Origin of the sequence: Sulfitobacter sp. UBA4523 (genome assembly GCF_002388305.1) — a bacterium.
Taxonomy (GTDB): domain Bacteria; phylum Pseudomonadota; class Alphaproteobacteria; order Rhodobacterales; family Rhodobacteraceae; genus Sulfitobacter; species Sulfitobacter pontiacus.
Genome location: NZ_DGMH01000065.1, coordinates 117,354 through 135,302, shown reverse-complemented (window position 1 = coordinate 135,302; position 17,949 = coordinate 117,354). Strand labels below are relative to the sequence as shown.

The window sequence follows — 17,949 nt, the reverse complement described above, 5'->3', positions numbered from 1 at the left end:
CATCACAGTGCAGGCGGCTATAACGGAGAGAAAGAGCGGAACAGAACAGGAATGTGCGGCAGAGCGTGTGGCAGCCGTATTCTCTACTCGTATTCGCTTCGATTAAGTACTTGAAAATAAATGGAGGCGAGTAGGAGAATCGAACTCCTGTACACGGATTTGCAATCCGCTGCGTAACCACTCCGCCAACTCGCCTCGGCCGCTATGACGCGGCTGGCACATGGGCCACTGGCCCCTATGCGTTCGGCGCTTATCCCGATTTTCTGGGGAAATGTCTAGCCCAGTTTAAAGCAAAACGGCGGGAAAAATATCTCCCGCCGTGAAATGGTCTATTATAGGGAAATGACGGGCTTGTCGTCTTCTTCGGGCGCGTCGAGCTGCAGGTGGTGATCTTCGAGGATCAGGATGTTTTCCGCCCCCACAACCGCGCTTTTGGTTTTGTAGCCGATGACGTCCTCGATCTCCATCTCGGGGTTACGCGCCATCAGGATCGTCTCTTCGGACGAGAAGTTGGTCAGCCCGCGGGCGAACTCGTTCCCCTGCTCGTCATAAACGTGCAGCACGTCACCTTTGGAGAATTCGCCTTGGATCGACACCAGATCATCACGCTGCAAGCCGCGCTCCTTGGCTGTGATCGCGCGGACAGCCTCGTCCGTGACGACCAGCGTTCCGGCAACCTGCAAACGGTTGCTTAGCCAGATCATCAGCGGCGACGCGGCCTTGCCCGACGCCAGACAACGGGTGTGGCGGCGTTCGTTGTTCAGTACCGAGGAAATCGGGCGTTCGATGATGCCGTCGGCGATGATCGTCTCGACACCGGCGTTCTGTGCCATATTGGCCGCCAGCATCTTGGTCAGCATGCCGCCGCTGCCCAATTCGCTGATGCTTTTGGTGGATTCGAGGTGTTCGGACACATCTTCGATTTCCTCGATGAACTGGGCACCGGGTTCGGAGGGGTCACGGTCATACAGGCCTTCGACGCTGGTCAGGATGATCAGGTGATCGGCCTCGACCATCTGGGCCACCTTGGCGGAGAGGCGGTCATTGTCGCCCACTTTCAGGTCGCGTGTGGCGATGGAGTCGTTCTCATTGATGATGGGCAAGATCTGGTTTTCAAACAGCCGCAGCATGGTGTTCTTGATGTTCAGAAAGCGGCGACGCTCTTCCATGTCTTCGACGGTCACCAGCATCTGCGCCACGTCAAAATTGTATTCATTCGCAACCTGACGGTAGGCGTTCATCAGCAGTGGCTGACCACAGGCGGCCGCCGCTTGCTTGTCCAGAATACCGGCCTCTTCGGGGCGTTTCCCGATCATGTTCAGGCCAAGCGCGACCGAGCCTGACGAGGTCAGGATGATCTCGTATCCCTGGTCCTGAAGGTCCCCCAAATCCGCCATGAGACCGTTCATGAAAGCATAGCGCAATGTCAGCTTTTCTTCATTGGCCAACAGGCTGGATCCGATTTTAACGACGATACGTTTCTTCTTGGACACGGGGAGATTTCTCCGGTTTATTGTTAAAATTCAACGCGTCATCCCGCGCGACACAGAATGCCGCAACGCAGAAAAACGCTGTGATTCGGGGATGTATAACATGTGGACACCAAGCATTTGCAACCGCCAAGCTGGAGCGCGCGGGATTACGCCACGCTCAGGCCGTGGTTTTCAGCCCTTCTAGCGCGGTACGGGTCGCGGTGGGAATCTCTGTCGGGCGGTGGTCGTCGCGGTTTACATAGACATGCACAAAGAACCCTTCGGCAGAGGCGTTCTCCTCGTCGTTCCGGAACAGGCCGAGCTCCATCCGGACGGAGCTTTTGCCAAGCTGCGCCACCCGCAGCCCCGCTGTCACGCGGTCGGGGAAGGCCATCTCTCCGAAATAGCGGCAACCGGTTTCCACGACGAGCCCGAAGGCGGGGCTGGTCTGCGGGTCCAGCAGCCCCCGTTCGATCAGCCAGCCGTTTACGGCCGTGTCAAACAGCGCATAGTGCACGACGTTGTTCATATGCCCATAGGTGTCATTGTCGTTCCATCGCGTCTGCAATGGATAGAAATCCGCGAAATCGGCACGGGTTGCAGCGGGTGCGCGGGCAGCCATTACCAAGCCGCCTCGTAAATCGCCTGAGCATCGGCCTGTGTCACCTCGCGCGGGTTGTTCACAAGCAGACGGGCCTGCACCATCGCGTCTGCGGCCATCTTGGGAATCGCGGACCGGGGGATATCGACATCGCGCAAGCGCGGCGGCAGCCCAAGCCGCTTGGACAGATCCGTCAGCGCATCAACGAAGGCGGCGGTGCGGGCCTGACCGCCTTCGACTTCTGCCAGGTCGGGGAAGGCATCGGCAGCGATCTCGGCATAGACACTGCCCGCTTGAGGCGCGTTGAAGCGCAGCACGTGGGGCAGCACCAGCGCGTTGGACAGCCCGTGCGGGATATGGAAGGTGCCACCGATGGGATAGGCCAGCGCGTGTACCGCCGCGACGGGGGCATTGGCAAAGGCTTGCCCCGCCAGCATCGACCCCAGCAACATCGCGCCGCGGGCCTCCAGGTTGCTGCCATCCGCGACGACGGTTTCGATATTGGCCCCCAGCAGGCGCAGCGCCTCGCGGGCAAGTAGCTTGGACACAGGGTTGTTGTTGGCATTGACCGAGGCATAGGATTCGATCGCGTGCACCATCGCGTCAACGCCTGTGGCCGCGGTGATCGACGCGGGCAGACCGACGGTCAGGGACGCGTCCAGAATGGCCATGTCAGGCAGGATCACGGGCGAGGATACGCCGCGCTTTTCCTCTGCCCCGACGGTGATGATCGACACAGGCGTGACCTCTGACCCGGTGCCAGCGGTGGTAGGAACCAACACCAGCGGCAGGCGCGGCCCCTTGGCCTGCCCTACCCCCCAAGCGGCATCCAAATCCTCGTCAGAGCCAAGCAAAAGCGCCACAAGCTTGGCCACATCCTGTGATGACCCGCCGCCAAAGCCGATGACTCCGGTCGCCCCCGCGCTGCGCCCCGCCTCTACCGCGCGCATCAATGTCTCGCGCGAGGGGTCGGCCTCTACATCATCGAAGACGGTGACCTGATGACCGGCTTTCTCAAGCGCATCGATGCAAGGGTCGCACAGGCCAAGTTTGCGCAAACCGGGGTCGGTGATCAACAGGCACGTCTTGCCCAGCAACCCGCCTGCCAGCGCGGCGATACGCACGGCGGCCCCGTTTTCGAATACGACGGATTTTGTGGTGTTGAATACAAAAGGGTTCATATGCCCGCGCCTCTCCCATAGCTGGCTGCAGCGTTCCTCCGCGCTGCGACTTGGGGGCATTAAAGGGAATTATCCTGCACGCGCATAGCCGTTATTTCGGTTACTTTTTTCGCTCTGCGAAACTGAGGTAAGAGCTTGGCCCGCCACGCGACAAATGTGCATAACCGCCCTGCGCGATTGGGTTTTTCAACGCGGCATCCAGCGCCCACGTGGATAAATCGGGCGCGTTTGACACATCAGACAAGCCGTCAGGCCCTTCAGGGCAAGCGGCGGACTTCGTTGGTCTGGCTGCGCAGATACTCCATCACCGCGGGACGTACCGATTGATCCCCGCGATCACGTGCGGCGTGGATCACCTCGCGGATTTCCCCCAGATCAGAGCGGTGCAACATGCTTTTGACCGGCCCGATGGACGCGGGACGCATGGACAGCGTCGTGATCCCGATGGCAGCAAAGCACAGCGCCTCTATGGGGCGGCCCGCATCCTCGCCACAGAATGACAGTGGCGTACCGGTTTCGCGGCAACGGTCCACGATATTCTCTAGGAAGGTCAGGAAACTGACGTTCAACGTGTCATAGCGGCGGCGCACCAGCTCGTTCTCGCGGTCGGCGGCAAAGAAGAACTGCTTCAGATCGTTGCCCCCGATCGACAGGAATTCGACCTCTTCGAAGAACTTCGTCGGGGCAAAGGCCAGCGAGGGGGTCTCCAGCATCGCGCCCACTTCGATTTGTGACGGCAGCACATGGCCCAAGCGCGCCTCGCGGGCGAGCGTCTTGTCCATCTCGGCACGGGCGGCGCGGTATTCTTCGAACTGCGCGACAAAGGGGAACATCACAGACAGGGGGCGCCCGTTCGCCGCACGGATCAACGCCTGCAACTGCATCCGCATCATGCCCGGCTTGTCCAGCCCGACACGGATCGCACGCCAGCCCAAAGCGGGGTTTGGTTCGTCGTTGGGCTTCATATAGGGCAGCACCTTGTCCGACCCGATATCCAACGTACGGAACACCACACGTTTGCCCGACGCGGCATCCAACACGCGGCTATAAAGCGCGGACAGCTCCGACCGTTTCGGCATCTGGCTGCGCACAAGGAACTGCAGCTCTGTGCGGAACAGCCCCACCCCTTCGGCCCCAGACCCGTCAAGCGAGGGAAGATCCGCCATGAGCCCCGCGTTCATGTGCAGCCCGACCCGCGTGCCGCATTTGGTGATCGCCGGTTTGTCGCGGATCGACGCATAGCGTTCCTGCGCCTCGGCCTGCATCGCGATTTTGTCGCGGAAGGCAGAGGCAACGGTTTCCTCGGGGCGCAGATGCACCACGCCCTGTTCGCCATCCACCATGATCCGGTCGCCGTTCAGCGCATCATTGGTCACGCGGCTGGCATGGACGATCAGCGGGATCGCCAGCGCCCGCGCGACAATCGCGGCATGGCTGCCAACCGATCCGCCCTCCAGCACGATACCGCGCAGGGAGCGGCCGTATTCCAACAGCTCAGCCGGTCCGATGTTGCGCGCTACCAGAATAGGGTCGGTGGGCATCTCGGCGCCCGTGTTCGACCCCTGCCCTGTCAGGATGCGCAGCAGGCGATTGCTAAGGTCATCGAGATCGGACAGACGTTCGCGCAGATAAGCGTCGGCGGCCTGCCCCATACGGGCGCGCGCCAGAGATTGCTCTTTCTCAACAGCCGCTTCGGCAGACAGGCCACGGCCGATGTCTTCCTCCATCCGGCGCAACCAGCCTTTGGAGTTGGCGAACATCCGATAGGCTTCAAGCACCTGTTGCTGGTCCTTGTCCCCCCCCGCCATCGCCATCATCTGATCCACGCTGACACGCAAATCATCGACCGCCTCGTTCAGGCGTGCGGTTTCACTTGCAGGGTCATCGGCCACAAGCTTTGACACGACAACACGCGGCTCGTGCAGCCAGACGTGGCCTTCGGCCACGCCCTCTTGCGCTACGGTGCCGCGGATCAGAACCGCCTGACTGTGCCGCGCCGACATCGCGGCACCCTCACCGACAAAGGCCCCCAGCTCGGTCATTTCGGCCAGCACCATGGCGACCACTTCCAGCGCATAAACCTCGTCAGCCGAGAATTCCCGCGCGGCCTTGGATTGCACCACCAGAACGCCCAGCATCTCGCCCAAGCGCTGCACCGGTATACCCAGAAAGCTTGAATACAGTTCTTCGCCCGTTTCCGGCATAAAGCGGAAACCGGGGGCCTGCGGGGCATTTGGCGTGTTGATAATACGTTTGCGTTTGGCGACGCGGCCGACCAGCCCCTCGCCCATCTTCATGCGCGTCTCGTGGACCGCATCGGCCTTCAGCCCTTCGGTCGCGCAAAGTTCCAGCGTGTCTTCATCGCGGAACAGGTAGATAGAGCAGACCTCGCAGCCCATAGAGGACGCGATCAGATGCGTGATCTTGTCCAGCCGCGCCTGCCCTGCATCATCACTGGCCATGGCATCGCGTAAGCGACCCAACAGCTTGCGGCTTTCTGTCTCTATCCCATCAGCCATGTGATCATTTCCCCCCGGCGATGCCAGCTTAGATCACAGGCGTCCCAAAATTGAAACGCCTGATATCATTGACATCTATCATCTGCTCCCCGAGGCCGGAAGATGCGTTTTCCCCTGTTGCGGGAAAACGCTGTGATCTTCGCAGGTGGGGTGCCCGGGAATTAGGCGGGTTTGTCCAGCTCGAACGCGTCATGCAGCGCCTGAACGGCCAGCTCCATGTATTTGCGGTCGATCAGAACGGAGATCTTGATCTCGGAGGTGGTGATAACCTTGATGTTCACACCCTCGTTCGACAACACCTGAAACATCTTCGCCGCAACGCCGGTGTGGCTGCGCATGCCGATCCCCACGACCGACACTTTCGCCACATCTGTGTCCGCGATCAGATCGTCGAAATTCAGCTCGCCCGATTTTTTCGCGGCATCAATCGCGACTTCCGCGCGTTTGATCTGATCGACGGGGCAGGACCACGTCATATCGGTGCGCCCCTCTTCCGAGATGTTCTGAACGATCATATCGACGTTCACGCCACCATCGCTGAGCGCGGTGAAGATCGCGGCGGCAATGCCGGGGCGATCCGCGACCGATACCAGCGTCATCTTTGCTTCGTCACGCGAGAACGCGATACCGGATACTACATTGCTTTCCATAATTTCCTCCTCGGCGCAGACCAGCGTTCCAGCCTCGTCTGATTGTTCCTCAAAACTGCTCAGCACGCGCAGCTTGACCTTGTACCGCATGGCCAGTTCGACCGATCGGGTTTGCAGGACCTTGGCCCCCAGCGACGCCAGTTCCAGCATCTCTTCAAAGGCGATCTTGTCGAGCTTGCGCGCCTTGGCGCTCACCCGCGGGTCGGTGGTGTAGACCCCGTCCACATCGGTGTAGATATCGCAACGCTCTGCATCAAAGGCGGCGGCAAAGGCGACGGCAGTGGTGTCCGACCCGCCACGCCCCAGCGTGGTGATCCGGCCCTCGGGGGAAACGCCCTGAAAGCCCGCGACAACCGCGACGCGCATGCCTTCGCCGAATTTCGCCATGATGTTTGCAGGCGGAATTTCCTCGATCCGGGCGGAGGAATGCGCGGAGGTCGTCTTGACCGGCACTTGCCAGCCTTGCCAACTGCGCGCCGGTACGTCCATTTCCTGCAAGGTCAGCGCCATCAGACCCGCGGTGACATTCTCGCCCGAGGAGACGACAGCGTCATATTCGCGCGCGTCATATAGCGGAGAGGTTTCGTTCACCCAGCCGACCAGCTCGTTCGTCTTTCCCGACATGGCGGAAACGATGACGATCACGTCATAGCCCTTGGCCACTTCAACGCCCACGCGTTTGGCCGCGCGGCGGATACGGTCCAAGGTGGCCACCGACGTGCCACCAAACTTCATCACCAGAACAGGCATATGTCCCCCGTTGCAAAACTCCGGCGCGGTGTACGCGCAAGCGCCGCCCTTAGCAAGCCCGCAGGCCTCTGTCGTAACGCAGGGAAATTATGTGTGAACCGTAAGTTGCAAGGTGACGGGGCGCGGTATCCGACCGCCCAAGGTCGCCTGCGTCCCGCCGTCTATGACGTGGTGCGCTTGGCCCGAAACGGCAGCGGCGTCAGCGGGATCCCCTCTTCGATCAGGGCGACGGCTTCGTCCAGACGCGCCTCGCCATAGATCGAGCGGTCGGGCGCATCCCCGATGTGGATGGCACGGGCTTCACGCACGAAATCATCGCCCACATATTCCGAGGAGGTTTCGACCTCTTTGCGCAGCGCCTTCAGCGCCTCTTCCAACGCGCTTTGAGGTTTCGATAGCACCGGTACTGCGGCGTCCGGCTTTTGATCACCCTCATTGCGGTTCTCGCGGCGCTCGCCGGTTGTGACACGGGGGGCCATCATGCCCTTGGTCACCTTGGTCGACCCACACAGCGCGCAGGTCAGATGCCCCGCCTGCGCCAGCGCATCAAAGGCGGCGGCAGATTTGAACCAGCTTTCAAACTGGTGGTCCTGATCACATTTCAGCGAAAACTTGATCATCGCGCCCGCAGGCATCCTCTCGTCGTTAAGATATGTTAAAAATGGGGGCGCAAGCCGGTCTCGTCAAGCGGCTCAACTCCGCCCGCGCGGATCGAAGTCCCGGATCATGCGCGCCAGCTCGGGCTCTGACACCATTTTGGCGGCCTTCTTGCGCGACATCCACTTGCGGCGCCGCTGGCCGGCTTCGGGGTATTTATCGGCGGTGATCTTGACCTCTACGGGATAGAGCATGGCCACCACCGGCAACATCTCTCCACCGTCCATTTCCTTTGTGTAGGAATAGACGCCAAGGCAGCCGCCCGTGACCCGCCCGCGCACGCCCGCTTCTTCCCATGCCTCGCGCGCGGCGGCGGCACCGGGGGTTTTGGCATCCATCGGCCAGCCTTTCGGCACAATCCAGCGTTTCGCCCCCCGAGACGTGATCAACAGCACCTGCACCTTGCCTTGGCGCACGCGGTAACACAGCGCGGCGAACTGTGTTCGCACCTCTCCCTTGCGGGCACCTTGCAGTGATATGGGCAGCTGTTTCATGCGGGGCATTCTGTCTCCGGGGTGGTACGGCAACAAAAGCCTACCCGTGCCGTGATGACAAGACCAGTCGCCCTTGCACGCCCCTACGGCATGGCGGATACTGCGGGAATGAAACGTTTTTTGCCGCTCATTTTTGCAGCGCTGCTGCCCACCCTCGCGCAGGCAGAGCAGCCTTCGGTGACGGTCTTTGCGGCCGCCAGCCTGCGCGGTGCCCTGGACGAGGTCGCGCGCGGCTATGACGGCGATGTGGCGCTGTCTTTTGGCGGGTCCGGCACGATGGCGCGGCAGATCGATGTGGGTGCCCCTGCCGATGTGGTCTTGCTGGCGGCACCGGTCTGGATGACATGGCTGCGGGATCGCGGCGCGGTCAAATCGGACGCGGTGGTTGATCTGCTGGGCAATTCGCTTGTGGTGATCGCCCCCGCAGACAGCAATATCGCCCCGGACCCCGCCGATCTGGCGGGTGCCCTTGGCGATGCGCGGTTAGCGATGGGTCAACGGGACGCCGTGCCCGCCGGTATCTATGCGCGCGAATGGCTTGAGGCGACCGGACAATGGGAGGCGATCACCCCGCATCTGGCAGAGACGGATAACGTGCGCAGCGCCCTGGCTTTGGTCGCGCGGGCAGAGACGCCTTTGGGCGTGGTTTACCGCACCGATGCTTTGGCCGAACCACAGGTCCGCATCCTTTACGATATACCGCAGGACACACACAGCCCGATCACCTACCCCGCCGCCGCGCTTACTGACAGCGGCGCGGCCTTCATGGCGCATCTGCAGTCTGACGACGCCCGCGCGGTCTTTGCCCGCCACGGTTTCAAGCCGCTGCCCGAATGACCGCAGACGCCGCCGCCTGGGACGCGCTGCGTCTGTCGCTTTGGGTTGCAGTTTGGGCGACGCTGCTGGCGATCCCGCTGGCGCTTTGGGTGGCGTGGCTGCTGGCGCGGCGTGATTTCTGGGGCAAGGCGCTGCTGAATGCCGCCGTGCATCTGCCGCTGGTTTTGCCGCCTGTGGTCACGGGGTATCTGCTGCTGATGGCATTCGGGCGGAACGCGCCCTTGGGCCGCGCACTGGACGCCATCGGATTGCAACTGGCGTTCCACTGGTCCGGCGCGGTGCTGGCGGCCATCATCATGGGGTTCCCTTTGATGGTCCGCGCCATGCGCCTGGCGATAGAGGCGGTGGATCCCAAGCTTGAAGACGCCGCCGCAACCTTGGGTGCCCCCCGCGCGGCGGTTTTCGCCCGTGTCACCCTACCCCTCATTTTGCCCGGTGTGCTGGCGGGGACCGTGATGGGCTTTGCCAAAGCTATGGGCGAATTTGGTGCCACGATCACCTTTGTCGCCAATATCCCCGGCCAGACGCAAACCCTGCCAAGCGCCATCTGGGCCGCCTTGCAGATACCCGGTGGCGAGGGTCAGGCGGTGGCGATGGTGCTTATGTCTTCGGCCATCGCGGTCAGCGCCGTGCTTCTGTCCGAGCTGCTCGCCCGCCGCGTTGCCAAAAGGATCGCGGGCACATGACGCTTTCCCTGTCCCTGTCGCACCGCTTTGACGGCTTCGCGCTGGACCTCGCGCTTGAGGCCGGGCCCGGCATCACCGCGCTGTTTGGCCGGTCGGGGGCCGGAAAATCCACCGTGATCAACGCCGTTGGCGGCTTGCTCCACCCCGACCGCGGGCGCGTCGTGATCGAGGACGAGGTACTGCTGGACACCGAAGACGGCATCTATGTCCCCCCGCACAAGCGCCGCCTTGGCACCGTGTTTCAGGACGCGCGGCTGTTCCCGCATCTCAGCGTGGCGCAAAACCTGATGTTCGGTGCCCGCTATGCGCCGCGCGGCAGCAGCGGCCCGTCACAACGCGACGTGGTGGCACTGCTTGGGCTAGAGACATTGCTCGACCGCGCGCCTGCCACGCTATCAGGCGGCCAAAAGCAGCGCGTCGCCTTGGGCCGCGCCTTGCTGAGCCACCCGCGCATGTTGCTGATGGATGAACCGCTCGCCAGTCTGGACGGGCCCCGCAAGCAAGAGATTTTGCCCTTTCTCGAACGGCTGCGCGACGGGCCGCTGGGGCTGCCGATCCTGTATGTCAGCCACGCAGTGGACGAGATCGCGCGGCTGGCCGATACGCTGGTACTGATCCAGAACGGACAGGTTCAGGCCCAGGGCCCGCTGTTCGATGTCATGGCCGATCCCGCCGCCGTGCCCCTGCTTGGTGTCCGCGAGGCGGGTGCCGTGATCGAGGCGGATGTCCTTGAGCATGGGAATGACGGGATCACGACCCTGCGGATAAGCGCCGGAGAGCTTGAGCTGCCCGGTGTGCACGCCGATGCCGGTGCCCGCGTGCGTCTGCGGGTGTTGGCCCAAGACGTGATCCTGTCCCTGACCCGCCCCGAGGGGCTAAGCTCGGTCAATGTGCTGCCCGTCACGGTCGAGGCGGTTCACCCGGGCGACGGTCCGGGCGCGGCCATTGCCCTGCGTGCGGGACGTGACCGGTTGCTCAGCCGTGTGACGGCCCGCGCTGTCGCCGAGCTTGGCCTGACACCGGGCATGACCTGCTATGCGATCCTCAAGGCCACCACGGTCGCGCCGGGCAGTATCGGGCGCTAGGCGATCTTGCGCAGCCCGACCTTGGCGCGCAGCCGTTCGACCAGTTCTTCGTGGGGGACATCCGCATCAATCGCCAGCTTGCGCAGCCCGAAATGCACATGGGCCATATCTTCGTAATAGCTGGTATAGGCATAGTTGGTCGCCGCACCGGCCACCGCCCCCAGCACCGGCACCGCCTGCGCGGCCAGCTTCTGCCCCAAGACCAGCGCCAGACGCGGGGCCACTTTGGCAATCACCGCCTGCATGGCGCGCCCGCTTAACGCGACCCGTGCCGATAGGAACGCCAGATCGGCCCCGTCATCCTCCGACAAGGGCCCCGCGGCGCTGAACACCTGCACGCAATCGAACTGCACATTCTCGGCATGGGCATCAAAGCCGTGTTCCACCGCCACCCCCTGAATAACGCGGAGCAACAAGGTCGTCGTCACCGGCAGCTCTGCCAGTGCCGTGGGCAGGCCACCTGCGCCGCCCGCCGCCCCCATCGCCGCGCTGACCGCCTGGTTCAGCCAGCTTTTCTGGTCCGGCACCATCGACCGCGTCGACGTCGCTGCCTTCATCGCCTGGCCCAATGCCTTGACGGTGGCGCTTTCAAGATTGCGGCGCACGGGCGAGGGAAGCTTGTCGATCAACCCCTCGGCGCTGCCGCCGATGACGTTCAACACATTGATACCCACGCCGCCCGCGCTTTTGTAGCGCTTGGCGATCTGGTCCAGCCGTGCCTCTACGTCAATGGTGCTGGGTAGGTTGCTTTCAATCTGCATGGGGTGGGGCCTCCGCCTGTTTGGCTAGAATGTGGGCCATCCCGCCGCCGCTTTCAATGTGGCCAAGCGGTGACATCGCCCGCGATGCCCTCCCACGCGCCATCGACCAGCGCGCGGCCCAACACCCGTTCAGGGTTCGTTGGCGGCGGCATCACCACATCGGTCAGCAAGGTAAAGCCGAAGCGGTTATAGTAAGGCGCATCCCCCACAAGCATCACGCGCGACCACCCCAGCGGGGCCGCTTGCGCCAGACTGCCCTCGATCAGCAAGGCACCTAATCCTTCGCCCTGCCGCGTCGGGTGCACGGCAACGGGCCCCAACAACAGCGCGGCATGGGCACCGATACAGATCGGCCAATAGCGGATGGCCCCGGCAAGGATACCGCCCGCGTCACGTGCCACATGGTTCAGCCCCGCCACCGGCGGCACCCCGTCGCGCAGGCGATAGGACGACAACGCTTCGCGTCCCGGCGCAAAGCAGGTGTCGTACAACGCTTCGACTTCCCAGTGATCGGCAGCCGTCTCGGGGGTAATATGATACAAGGCGTGGCCCTCTGGACGGTTTTCCTGTGGCGCTGCCTTTATCATGGCGCTAGCCATAGGTGCAAACCATGAGGAGAGTTTGATGTTCTACCGCCCGCAAGACGGCCACCCCCTACCCCATAACCCGTTCAACGCGATTGTCACCCCACGCCCGATCGGATGGATCTCCACCCGCGATGCAGACGGGAACGACAATCTGGCCCCCTATTCGTTTTTCAACGGCGTCGCCTATACGCCGCCGCAGGTGATGTTTGCCTCTACCGGGACCAAGGCCGATGTGGACGGGACCAAGGACAGCATGGCCAATATCCGCGAGACCGGCGTCTTCTGCGTGAACATTGTCGAATACGCGATGCGCGACGCGATGAACGCCTCCTCTGCGACGCTGCCCCATGGCGCGGATGAATTCGGCCACGCTGGCATCGAAAAAGCGAGCTGCGACCAGATCAACTGTGCCCGTGTGGCGACCGCCCCTGCCAGCCTGGAATGCCGCATGACCCAGATGGTCAAAATCGAGGGAGAGAATAACTTTGTCGTCTTCGGCGAGGTCGTCGGCGTCCATATGCGCGACGATTGCATCAAGGACGGGCGGTTCGACGTGACGACCTACCAACCGCTGTCCCGCTTGGGCTACCGCGATTATGCCCGCGTGACCGACGTATTCGAGATCATCCGCCCAGACGATTGATCCCGCCACATTCCGAAAAGCAAAAAGCCCCCGATGCGGACTGCATCGGGGGCTTTTTGCTTCCCTCGGTCGAGCGGTTTAGTGACCGCCAAGAATGCCGGTACGGACCTGATAATTCGCCGCGATCTCGTAGTCGGGATCATCGTCGCTATCGATCATCAGATGCCCGGCTTTCTTCAGCAAACGGTGACAATCGCGGCTGAGGTGGCGCAGCTGGATGCGCTTGCCCGCGCCTTCGTATTTCGCGGCAATCGTCTCGATCGCTTGCAGGGCGGATTGATCCACAACGCGGCTGTCTTCGAAATCGACGATCACCTCGCTGGGGTCGGCCTTGACGTTAAAGAGCTCGGCGAAACCTTCGGACGATCCAAAGAACAGCGGCCCCTGAATCTGGTAGACCTTGGCCCCTTCAGGTGTAGTGTATGTCTTGGCGTGGATGCGACGCGCATTGTTCCACGCATAGGCCAGCGCCGACACGATCACACCGACGACCACAGCGACCGCAAGGTCTTCGTAGACGGTGACGACGGTGACCAGCAGGATCACGAAAGCATCGGTCAGGGGCACTTTGCGCAGGATCCCAAAGGAGTTCCACGCGAAGGTGCCGATCACGACCATGAACATCACCCCGACCAGTGCTGCCAGCGGGATCTGTTCGATCAGCGGCGCGCCGACCAGAATGAACAGCAGCAAAAAGACCGCAGCCGCAATCCCCGCAACCCGCGTGCGCCCGCCGGATTTCACGTTGATCATGGACTGACCGATCATGGCGCAGCCGCCCATACCGCCGAAGAAGCCGGTCACGGTATTGGCCACGCCCTGCGCGATACATTCCTGGCTGGCCCCGCCGCGGGTGTTGGTCAGGTCGCTGACAAGGTTCAACGTCAGCAGCGATTCAATCAGGCCGATGGCCGCAAGGATCACCGCATAGGGCAGGATGATATACAGCGTCTCGAGCGTGAAGGGTGCCAAGGCGGTGCCGTAAAGACCGACACCTTCGCCAAACGGCATGTGGAACGTCGGAAAGCCGCCCTCGATCGAGGCCAGATCGCCGACCCGTGGCACATCCATGCCCGTCGCGATCACCAGAATGGCGATGATGCCGATGCCTGCCAGCGGTGCGGGGATCAGCTTGGTGATGCGCGGCATGACCCAGATGATCGCCATTGTCGCGGCGACAAGCGCCAGCATCAGGTAAAGCGGCCCACCCGAAAGCCATTCGCCACCCGACATGCCGTGACCTGTATCAACCATCGTGCCCGGCACTTTGAACTGGCCCATCTGGGCAAGGAAGATCACGATGGCCAGACCGTTCACAAACCCCAGCATAACAGGGTGCGGCACCAGCCGCATGAACTTGCCCCATTGCATGACACCCGCGAAAATCTGGATCAGCCCCATCAGCACGACCGTGGCGAACAGATATTCAACCCCGTGCTGGGCGACCAATGCGACCATCACAACCGCCAAAGCCCCCGTCGCCCCCGAGATCATCCCCGGACGCCCGCCGATCAACGCGGTGATCAACCCCACCAGGAAGGCCGCATACAGGCCCACCAACGGGTGGACCCCCGCGACAAAGGCAAAGGCCACCGCTTCGGGCACAAGGGCCAGGGCGACGGTCAGCCCCGACAGCAATTCAATGCGCAGCCGCGACGGAGAGAACCCCTCTCCCGGCATCCATCTCAGGTCGGTCACATCAAGATTTTTGGTAAAACTACGGAACGTGGTACGCGCCATCGGGCATCCTTCGGGTCAAATCGCATCAATAAGTCGGAAAGGTCTTTGCGGCCTCCTAGCTGAAACGTGAACAAAATGGAAGGCACGCGACGGCGCGGGCCGGATTTGAGGCTTTCCCTATGGGCCAAGCTTGATACTCTGCGCACAACTCAATCCAAGGGCGACTTCATGACTCAGACGAAAATTGCCGTGATCGGCGGCTCCGGCATCTATGACATCAACGGGCTGGAGGGGGCCGAATGGCTTACCGTGGAAAGCCCGTGGGGGCCGCCCTCCGATGCGATCCTGACCGGCACGCTTGACGGGGTAGAGATGGCCTTTCTGCCGCGCCACGGGCGCGGACATGTGCATGCGCCCTCTACCGTCCCCTACCGCGCCAATATTGATGCGCTGAAACGGCTCGGCTGCACGGATGTGATCAGCGTCTCGGCTTGCGGGTCGTTCCGCGATGAAATGGCACCGGGGGATTTTGTGATCGTGGACCAGTTCATCGACCGCACCATCGCGCGGGAGAAATCTTTCTTCGGCACCGGCTGCGTGGCCCATGTCAGCGTGGCGCACCCCACCTGCCCACGTTTGGGCGACGCCTGCGAAACCGCTGCGCGCGACGCGGGCATCAACGTGCACCGCGGCGGCACCTACCTTGCGATGGAGGGGCCGCAGTTCAGCACATTGGCAGAATCCAAGATGTACCGCGAAAGCTGGGGCGCGGATGTGATCGGCATGACCAATATGCCCGAAGCGAAATTGGCCCGCGAGGCAGAGCTTTGCTATGCCTCTGTCGCGATGATCACGGATTACGACAGCTGGCACCCGGACCACGGCGAGGTCGATGTGACCAAGATCATCGAGACCTTGATGGGCAATGCCGACAAGGGCCGTCAGCTGGTCGCGCGCCTGCCCAAACTGCTAGGAGCCGACCGCGCCCCCTGCCCGCATGGCTGCGACCGCGCATTGGAATATGCGATCATGACCCAGCCAGAAATGCGCGACGCGGCCCTTGTGGCCAAGCTGGATGCCGTCGCGGGCCGCGTGCTTTAGGCGCACTGCAAACGCCAACGCAGCGCCCGTGGCGGGTGCTGTGGCAGGTGAGTTTATTTGGCAAAATGAAGCGGGGCCTTGCGGCTTTGACGTGATGTCCCGCGGGGCCGCGCTGTGGAAGATGCTTGCTGACGGGGGGCGGGTCGCTTAACGCTGTGGCGCGGTTGTTGCGCTGGTGTGGCGACCGACCAAAGCCCAACGACCGGAGCACTGCATGAAACAGGTTCAAGATTACATCCGTACCATTGTCGATTTCCCCCACGAAGGGATCATGTTTCGCGATGTGACCACGCTTTTCGCCGACCCGCGCGGGTTCCGTATGGCCATCGACCAGATGCTGCACCCCTATGCCGGCATCGACATCGACAAGGTCGTCGGGCTTGAGGCGCGCGGCTTTATTCTGGGTGGCGCGATTGCGCATCAACTGTCCGTCGGCTTTGTGCCTATTCGCAAGAAGGGCAAGCTGCCCGGTCGCACCATCTCTCAGGATTACAAGCTGGAATACGGCGAGGCGATTGTGGAGCTGCACGACGACGCGATCCAGCCCGGTGAGAAGGTGTTGGTTGTCGACGATCTACTGGCCACCGGTGGCACCGCCGAGGCGGGGATCAAGCTGATCCAGCGTTTGGGCGGCGAGATCGTGTCCTGCGCCTTTATCATCGACCTGCCGGAACTTGGAGGGCGCAAGCGGCTGGAAGCGATGGGGATGGAGGTCAACGCGCTTTGTGCCTTTGACGGCGCGTAAACCGCATTGCCGAGACTTTATTCCGGCGCGGGGAACATCGCGCCGGGGTTCATGATCCCGTTCGGGTCCAGCGCCGCCTTGATCGCGCGCAACGCAGAGAGCTTCGCCGGATCGCTATAACGTTCGAGGTCTTTGACCTTGAGCCGCCCGATCCCGTGCTCCGCACTGACAGAGCCGCCGAGCTCGTGCACCAGATCATGGATCGCCGTCTTGATGGGCAAGCGATCCTCCAGATGATCCTCGCGGCTTCGGCCCTGCACCGGGAAAACGTTGTAGTGCAGGTTGCCGTCGCCCACATGGCCGAAACAATTGACCCTGAAATCGCCCAGCGCGCCGATCTTTTCCCCCGCGCGGATGATAAATTCGGGCAGTGCGCCCAGAGGGACCGAGATATCGTGGCTGGAGATCGACCCGATCTGGCGGTTGGCGTGGGGCATCATCTCGCGGACGGCCCAGAAATCTTCGGACTGCTGCTGGCTTTGCGCGATCAGCCCGTCTGTCACCAGCTCCGCCTCGAAGGCGGCGGCAAACAGCGTCTCGAGCGCCGCCATCGGGTCCAGATCACCGCTGAGGCCCAATTCGATCAGCACGCTCCATTCCGGCGGGGTGTCGAAGGGCTGGCGGAGTTCGGGCATCTTTTCGGTGAGGAAATCCAGCCCGACGCCGTTCATGATCTCGAACGCGCTGATCATCTCGCCCAACTGACTGCGCGCGAGCGACAGCAGCTTGAGCGCCGCCGCCGGAGAGTTCACGACCAGCAGCGCGGTCCCCGTCTTGGCGGGCCGCGGGAAGATTTTGAGCGCCGCGGCGGTGATGACGCCAAGCGTGCCCTCGGCACCGACCAGCAGGTGACGCAGATCATAGCCGGTGTTGTTCTTGCGCAGCCGTGTCAGGCCGTTCCAGATCTGGCCATCGGGCAGCACGGCCTCTAGCCCCAGACAAAGATCACGGGCGTTGCCATAGCGCAGCACGCCGGTGCCACCCGCATTTGTCGCCAGATTACCCCCAATGCGGGCAGAGCCCTGAGCCGCAAGGGTCAGGGGAAAAAGGCGCTCCGCCGCCTCGGCGGCGTCTTGCACGTCAGACAGGATCATCCCCGCTTCGGCCACCAGCACGTTTTCATCGGGGTAGACGGCGCGAAGTTTGTTCATGCGTTCCAGCGACAGGATCAGCGGGGCGGGACCAGTTTCTGCCACCTGGCCGCCCACAAGTCCGGTACCTCCGCCATAGGGGATCACGCCGACCCGTGCTGCATTGGCATGGCGGATCAGGGTCGCGACCTCTTCGACCGTGCGTGGCAGGGCCAGCACGGCCGATTTTCCGGCATACAGCCCGCGGGGCTCTTCCAGATAGCGGGGTTCGACCGCACGGAAGACGTCGGGCGACAGATCGGCACGCAGCGCGGCCTCGAATGCGGGATCGGCGGGGTTCAATGTCATGGCCTATTGATCGCGCCAAGCGGGGCGGGATGCAAGCGGCTTTGGTCCTCGCTAATGCAGG

General features: G+C 62.5%; 17 protein-coding genes and 1 tRNA gene. 6 read left to right on the top strand and 12 right to left on the bottom strand.

Annotated elements, in window-relative coordinates; genetic code table 11:
- Positions 1-121 precede the first annotated feature (121 nt).
- The 8 genes from B3849_RS15650 to B3849_RS15615 form a co-directional block, all read right to left on the bottom strand.
- Positions 122-195, bottom strand: a tRNA-Cys gene (locus tag B3849_RS15650).
- A gap of 137 nt (positions 196-332) precedes the next feature.
- Complete coding sequence (gene proB, locus B3849_RS15645; protein WP_009825097.1) at positions 333-1,493, bottom strand: glutamate 5-kinase; 1,161 nt, start codon at positions 1,491-1,493, stop codon at positions 333-335.
- 157 nt (positions 1,494-1,650) lie between these two features.
- The gene (locus B3849_RS15640) at positions 1,651-2,094 is read right to left on the bottom strand and encodes an acyl-CoA thioesterase (protein WP_005849361.1); all 444 of its coding nucleotides are present in this window, start codon (positions 2,092-2,094) and stop codon (positions 1,651-1,653) included.
- Complete coding sequence (locus B3849_RS15635) at positions 2,094-3,254, bottom strand: iron-containing alcohol dehydrogenase (RefSeq protein ID WP_278425584.1); 1,161 nt, start codon at positions 3,252-3,254, stop codon at positions 2,094-2,096. Before B3849_RS15635 ends, B3849_RS15640 begins: the two co-directional genes overlap by 1 nt.
- 257 nt (positions 3,255-3,511) lie before the next feature.
- Positions 3,512-5,773: a phosphoenolpyruvate--protein phosphotransferase gene (gene ptsP / locus B3849_RS15630; RefSeq protein ID WP_005849365.1), complete on the bottom strand. Its 2,262-nt coding sequence runs from the start codon at positions 5,771-5,773 to the stop codon at positions 3,512-3,514.
- Between the two features lie 161 nt (positions 5,774-5,934).
- On the bottom strand, positions 5,935-7,173 hold the full coding sequence (locus B3849_RS15625; RefSeq protein WP_037966259.1) for an aspartate kinase: 1,239 nt from the start codon (positions 7,171-7,173) through the stop codon (positions 5,935-5,937).
- Positions 7,174-7,334: 161 nt separating this feature from the next.
- Positions 7,335-7,793, bottom strand: coding sequence for a DUF1178 family protein (locus B3849_RS15620; RefSeq protein WP_254704216.1), 459 nt, complete (start codon positions 7,791-7,793; stop codon positions 7,335-7,337).
- Between the two features lie 72 nt (positions 7,794-7,865).
- Positions 7,866-8,333, bottom strand: coding sequence for an NUDIX hydrolase (locus B3849_RS15615; RefSeq protein ID WP_074634644.1), 468 nt, complete (start codon positions 8,331-8,333; stop codon positions 7,866-7,868).
- A 99-nt stretch (positions 8,334-8,432) separates the two neighbouring features.
- On the opposite strand from B3849_RS15615, the gene modA reads away from it, so the two are divergent.
- Genes modA through modC form a run of 3 tightly spaced genes read left to right on the top strand, consistent with a single transcriptional unit; the run spans position 8,433 to position 10,932 of the window.
- The gene (modA, locus tag B3849_RS15610) at positions 8,433-9,161 is read left to right on the top strand and encodes a molybdate ABC transporter substrate-binding protein (protein WP_278425583.1); all 729 of its coding nucleotides are present in this window, start codon (positions 8,433-8,435) and stop codon (positions 9,159-9,161) included.
- A complete protein-coding gene (modB, locus tag B3849_RS15605) occupies positions 9,158-9,847 on the top strand; it encodes a molybdate ABC transporter permease subunit (RefSeq protein WP_074634645.1) in 690 nt (229 codons plus the stop codon). Before modA ends, modB begins: the two co-directional genes overlap by 4 nt.
- Positions 9,844-10,932 carry a molybdenum ABC transporter ATP-binding protein gene (modC, locus tag B3849_RS15600; RefSeq protein ID WP_278425582.1) on the top strand — a complete coding sequence of 363 codons (1,089 nt, stop codon included), beginning with the start codon at positions 9,844-9,846 and terminating at the stop codon, positions 10,930-10,932. Before modB ends, modC begins: the two co-directional genes overlap by 4 nt.
- Here the strand turns inward: modC and B3849_RS15595 are convergent.
- Positions 10,929-11,693, bottom strand: a complete 765-nt coding sequence (locus B3849_RS15595; RefSeq protein WP_005849379.1) for an EcsC family protein — start codon at positions 11,691-11,693, stop codon at positions 10,929-10,931. The two genes, modC and B3849_RS15595, sit on opposite strands and share 4 nt — an antisense overlap.
- Positions 11,694-11,746: 53 nt before the next feature.
- Complete coding sequence (locus B3849_RS15590) at positions 11,747-12,280, bottom strand: GNAT family N-acetyltransferase (protein ID WP_009825105.1); 534 nt, start codon at positions 12,278-12,280, stop codon at positions 11,747-11,749.
- 37 nt (positions 12,281-12,317) lie between these two features.
- Between B3849_RS15590 and B3849_RS15585 the strand changes: the two genes are divergently transcribed.
- Positions 12,318-12,923, top strand: a complete 606-nt coding sequence (locus B3849_RS15585) for a flavin reductase family protein (RefSeq protein WP_005849383.1) — start codon at positions 12,318-12,320, stop codon at positions 12,921-12,923.
- A 78-nt stretch (positions 12,924-13,001) separates the two neighbouring features.
- Here the strand turns inward: B3849_RS15585 and B3849_RS15580 are convergent, their stop codons facing one another.
- Positions 13,002-14,663 (bottom strand): SulP family inorganic anion transporter, encoded by a 1,662-nt coding sequence (locus tag B3849_RS15580; RefSeq protein WP_005849385.1) that lies wholly within the window; start codon positions 14,661-14,663, stop codon positions 13,002-13,004.
- Between the two features lie 168 nt (positions 14,664-14,831).
- On the opposite strand from B3849_RS15580, the gene B3849_RS15575 reads away from it, so the two are divergent.
- Together B3849_RS15575 and B3849_RS15570 are read left to right on the top strand one after the other, a co-directional pair.
- Positions 14,832-15,704: an S-methyl-5'-thioadenosine phosphorylase gene (locus B3849_RS15575; protein WP_009825108.1), complete on the top strand. Its 873-nt coding sequence runs from the start codon at positions 14,832-14,834 to the stop codon at positions 15,702-15,704.
- A gap of 214 nt (positions 15,705-15,918) precedes the next feature.
- The gene (locus B3849_RS15570; protein WP_074634648.1) at positions 15,919-16,449 is read left to right on the top strand and encodes an adenine phosphoribosyltransferase; all 531 of its coding nucleotides are present in this window, start codon (positions 15,919-15,921) and stop codon (positions 16,447-16,449) included.
- Between the two features lie 17 nt (positions 16,450-16,466).
- Here the strand turns inward: B3849_RS15570 and B3849_RS15565 are convergent, their stop codons facing one another.
- A complete protein-coding gene (locus tag B3849_RS15565) occupies positions 16,467-17,888 on the bottom strand; it encodes an FAD-binding oxidoreductase (protein ID WP_278425580.1) in 1,422 nt (473 codons plus the stop codon).
- Positions 17,889-17,949: the final 61 nt, after the last annotated feature.